This window comes from Microbacterium sp., from assembly GCF_041909575.1.
Classification (GTDB): Bacteria; Actinomycetota; Actinomycetes; order Actinomycetales; family Microbacteriaceae; genus Microbacterium.
Genome location: NZ_JAYRDE010000161.1, coordinates 1 through 4,580, shown reverse-complemented (window position 1 = coordinate 4,580; position 4,580 = coordinate 1). Strand labels below are relative to the sequence as shown.

General features: G+C 74.7%; 3 protein-coding genes and 1 pseudogene. All 4 read right to left on the bottom strand.

Annotated elements, in window-relative coordinates; translation table 11 throughout:
• A partial coding sequence (locus ACE3O1_RS14895) for an RDD family protein (RefSeq protein ID WP_374316379.1) occupies nucleotides 1-726 on the bottom strand: 726 nt, incomplete at its 3' end.
• Nucleotides 723-3,110, bottom strand: coding sequence for a DUF3488 and DUF4129 domain-containing transglutaminase family protein (locus ACE3O1_RS14890; RefSeq protein ID WP_374316377.1), 2,388 nt, complete (start codon nucleotides 3,108-3,110; stop codon nucleotides 723-725). The genes ACE3O1_RS14895 and ACE3O1_RS14890, both read right to left, overlap by 4 nt.
• Nucleotides 3,107-4,354 (bottom strand): DUF58 domain-containing protein, encoded by a 1,248-nt coding sequence (locus ACE3O1_RS14885; protein ID WP_374316375.1) that lies wholly within the window; start codon nucleotides 4,352-4,354, stop codon nucleotides 3,107-3,109. Before ACE3O1_RS14885 ends, ACE3O1_RS14890 begins: the two co-directional genes overlap by 4 nt.
• A pseudogene (locus tag ACE3O1_RS14880) lies at nucleotides 4,354-4,580 on the bottom strand (ATPase); the annotation flags it as partial. The pseudogene ACE3O1_RS14880 and the gene ACE3O1_RS14885, both read right to left, overlap by 1 nt.

Genomic DNA, 4,580 nt, shown 5'->3' with positions numbered 1-4,580 from the left:
AGCCACCGCGGTGCGCTCCGCCGGAGGCTCGACCGTCGGGGCGGGCGGAGGCGGAGCCCACGGCGAGGGGCCGGCCGGTGCGGCCGCGCCGGCCGCAGCTCCGACGAGCTGACGAATGGCGACCGTCGCGGGAGCGGCCGCGGGTGCGGGAGCAGGCGCAGGCGTCGGCGTCGGCGCAGCCGCAAGCACTCGAACCGCCGGAGGAACCGGCACGCGCTCGACGGCGGCGGTGACGACAACGGCGGGGGACGCGGCATCCGTCCCCCGCTCGACGACCACGACGGCTCGTGCCGCGCGGTCGTGCCAGCCCTGATGACGGGGGCCGGCATCGAAGAGCGGCGTGAACCATCCCACGACGATGGCACGCGACAGCGCCCAGATCGCGTTGCGGCCGAGCGCCCGCCAGAAGCCGACGGGGGTTCCGCGGGCGTCGTCGGCGAGGCGCAGATCGAAGGCGCGCTGGCCGATCGATCCGGAGCCGCCCTGCATGGCGGCATAGACGAGTGCCCACGCCAGCATGCCGGCCCAGGCGCACCCGGCGGCGACGAGGAACAGGAGGGGAAGCGCGCGCACGTCGGCGGCGGCTCCCGCGGCCAGGCCCGCGGTGACCGCGATCCCCGCGCACGCGACGCCGACCGCGGCGGCGATCAGGAGATCGGCGGCGTACGCGGCGGCGCGGATGCCGATCGGCGCCGGCGCGGCGGCGGAGAGCGGTCGGGCGGTCATTCGGTCTCCTGGGGGCGGGAATCGGCGTCGGGCGCGGCGGTGCGCGAAGAGCGGGCGACGCGACGCGGACGCGGCTCGCGCGGCTTCCGGGGCGTCGGCGCCGGCAGGGCGAATCGTGTGCCGGCGAGGAGCGAGCGCACGCTGAGCCGCGCACCGAGGCGGGCCCACAGCGAGCGTCCAGCGCCCATGCCGCCGACGATGTCGTCGACCTGCCGCCAGAACTCGTTCACGTCCTCGGGCGTGGGCTCGGTCGGGCCGAACACCTCGAGGTCGGCCCGCTGGGCGAGCGTCGCGACCCGGGGCTCGGCGAACGCCGTGCTCACGACGCCGGCGTCCTCGCGGCGCGTGGCACCGGGGCGGACGGGGGTGCCGTAGTCGGCGGCGCGGTCGACGAGCTCGTCCCAGCCGCCGCTGATGCGGTCCGCGGCGCGCTCGGCGTCGCGGCGCTTCCTGCGGCGTGCCGCCTTGAGCGCGCCGATGAGCACGAACGGCGCGGCGAGGAGCGCGAGGAAGCCGGCGACCCCGAGCACGATCACCACGACGAGCGCGAGCAGCGCGGCGTCGAAGCCGCTCTCGTCCTCGGACTCCCGGTCGTCGGGCACGGTCGGCGGCAGGTCGACCGGCTCCTGCGGCGGCGGCGGCGGCTGCAGCACCTGGGGCTTGGGGTCGGCCTTGGGCTTGGTCGTCTGGTCGTTGGGGACCTTGTCGTCCGGAGGAGTGGGATCGAAGGTCACCCAGCCGTGCTCGGCGAACGCGACCTCGACCCACGCGTGGAGCGTGTCGCCGGTCGCCGTGAACACCGGCTGCCCCTCGCCCTCCTCGTCGGGATAGAACCCCATCACGACGCGCGCGGGGATCCCGATCTCACGCGCCAGCAGTGCCATCGCCGTGGCGTACTGCTCGTCGTCGCCGACCATCTGGTCGCTGCCGAGCAGCGTCGAGATGCGCTCCGCGCCGTGGCCGGCGCGCGAGAGCACCTCGCCTTCGAGGCCGTGGCTGAAGTAGCCGCCCTCCGCGAGCATCGTCTGCAGCGCGCGCACCTGCTCGACGGGCGTGTTCGCCTCGGCGACCGCCTGCGAGGCGATCTCGGCGAAGTCCTGCGGGACGCCCTCCTGATCGGGCAGCGACAGCGGCGCGAACTCGTCGTCGGCGAGCGCATCGTCGCTCGGCGACGAGGGGATCAGGGTCTCGAGGGTGTAGGCGTCGCCCGAGCTCAGCCGGTGGGTCACGACCGCGGTCTCGGTGCCTTCGTTGTAGAACGCGGTGCGCCGCAGCTCATCGGCGCGGTCGCCGTCGAACTCGACGCTGCGGACGGCACCGACCTCCGGCATCCACACGCCCTCCAGCGCCCCGACCTCGACGTGCACCGTTGCGGGGGCGCCCTCGGCGTCGGCGGACATGTTCCCACGCACCGGGCCGAAGGCGCTGGAGGTGCCGGCGCCCTCGTCGGAGACGTTGTAGACGGTGCCGTCGTAGGCATCCATCGTCGCCAGGCGCACGCGGGAGCCGTCGGGCATGCCCGAGACGGAGAACAGCGGCTCGTCCGGGAAGTCGCGCACATAGGCGCGGAACGACTGCAGGGGGCTCGGATACTCGCGCACGTCGAACGGCGGGATGACGACGTCGCGCAGCACGTACCGCGGGCTCTGCGGCGCCGCGACCGCGCTCGCGCCGACGCCGATGAGCGTTGCCACGGCGACGACGGCGCCACCGAGGACGAGCCGGCGTGCGGCGAGGCCGCGGGCGGGTGTCGCGTCGTCGCCGAGTGCGACGGCGCCGGTGCCGTGCTCCCAGCTCTGCCGCACCGCCAGCCACACGGCCGCCACGAGCGCGAACACGACGCCCTGGACGATCGGCATCGCCGGCTGCGACGTGCCCAGCGCGATCTGGGCGGCCAGGAACGCGGCAGCGGGGATGAGGGCCCACGCCGGCGTGCGCAGGCGCAGCGCGAGCGACGTGGTGACCACTCCCGCGAGGAGCGCGAGCACGAAGGGGACGACGAGGTGACCATCGGATGCCGCGACCGGCGCGACCGTGGTGAGCAGCTGCTTCCACGAGGTGACCACGCCCGTCGCCAGGCGGGCCAGCGTGTCGAGCGTGGGGACGACGCCCAGCGCGGCGGTGTGCGGCAGCGCGAGGGCACCGCCGAAGAGGAAGTAGACGAGAACGGTCAGTCCCGCGAGCGGGAGGATGCCCCACCTCAGCCATGTGCACAGCACCGCCACACCCATGCCGAGGAGCACCCCGCCGACAGCCGCCGGGAGGTACGCCGGGCCGCCGAACGTCGGCCAGAAGCCGATGATCGGGACGACGAGGAGCGCGGCGACGGCCGCGAGGTCGAGGACCCACCGGCGGGTCGACAGAGTCGCCGGCGCCGGGCTCACGCGAGGACCTTCCGCAGGGCGGCGGGGAGCTGCTCCAGCGCGCCCACCGTCACGACGTCGGCGTCGGCGATGCGGCGCAGGCTCGGCGAGGCGCCGGACTCCGCGACGACCGCGAGGGTGCGGGCGCCGAACGGGAGGCGGGCGCAGGCGGCCCGCAGGCTGTTCGCGTCGACGCCGCTCCCGCACACCAGGACGACGACGCTCGCGAGCGGCAGCGTCGCGGCGACCACGCCGGCGAGGTCCACGACGCCTCCCGCGCGAGGCCGCGAGTGCTCGACGGCGCTCAGCGAATCGAGGAACTGCTTGCCGGTCCCGGCGGGAAGCGAACGCTCCTGCACGCGGACCTCGACGCGCTGGGAGTCGCGCAGTGCGCGCAGCCCGAGCGATCCGGCGGCGGAGACGGCGAGCTCGAACTCGTCGTCGTCGCGGTACTCGCCGGGATGCGTGGAGAGCCCGATCACGAAGTGCGAGCGGCGGGTCTCCTCGTACTGGCGCACCATGACGCTGCCGGTGCGCGCGGTCGACTTCCAGTGGACGTGCCGCAGGTCGTCGCCCGGCTGATACTCACGCAGCGCGTGGAACGACACGTCGTCGCGCGACAGGTCGGTGGCGGGGAGGCCCTCGAGGTCGCGCAGGAAGCCGAGCGACTGGCCGTCGAAGAGCACGGTTCGCGGATGCACGAACAGGTCGACCGGCTCGTCCTTGCGGTGCACGCGCTCGAATAGGCCGAGCGGATCGCCGCGCACGACGCTCACGGGTCCGACCTCGACCACCGCGCGGCGCACGGTCGGGATGGCGAAGAGCTCCTCTGCCGACGCACCGGGAGCCAGGCGCGAGACCTGGAACTCGCCGCGCCCCGCGCCCACCGGCAGCACCACGCGCGAGGGGAGGATGGCACGGCCGCCCGAGTTCGACAGGGTCAGCGCCCCGACCGCCCGCTCGCCGACGACCACGCGCGTGCGGGTGAGGTCGAGCGTGACGTCGTAGGCGGTGCGCCCGATGAGGAACAGCGAGCACAGCGCGAGGAGGACGGTCAGCACGATCGCGGCCACCGTCAGCTCCCACCATCCGAGCGATGCGCCCGCGATCCACAGGACGACGGCACCGGCGATGAGCACCCAGGCGGCGGGGCGCACGACGACGAGCACGCGGCGGAGGATCCGCCACGCGCGCGCGGCGAGCTCGCCCCACCATTCGCGGCGATCCCGGACCGGGACCGCCTGCCCGAGTGCCTCGGTCGTCATCAGGCCGCGGACCTCGCCTGCGGTGCGGCGACGTCCTCGAGCACGCGCGCGATCACGGTCTCGGCCGTCGTGCCGGCGAACTCGGCCTCGGGGTCGAGCACCAGTCGGTGCGTCCACACCGGGGCGGCGAGCTCCTTGATGTCGTCGGGAGTGACGAAGTGGCGGCCCTGTGCGGCGGCCCATACCTTCGCGATGCGGATCATGGCGAGCGAGCCTCGCACCGACA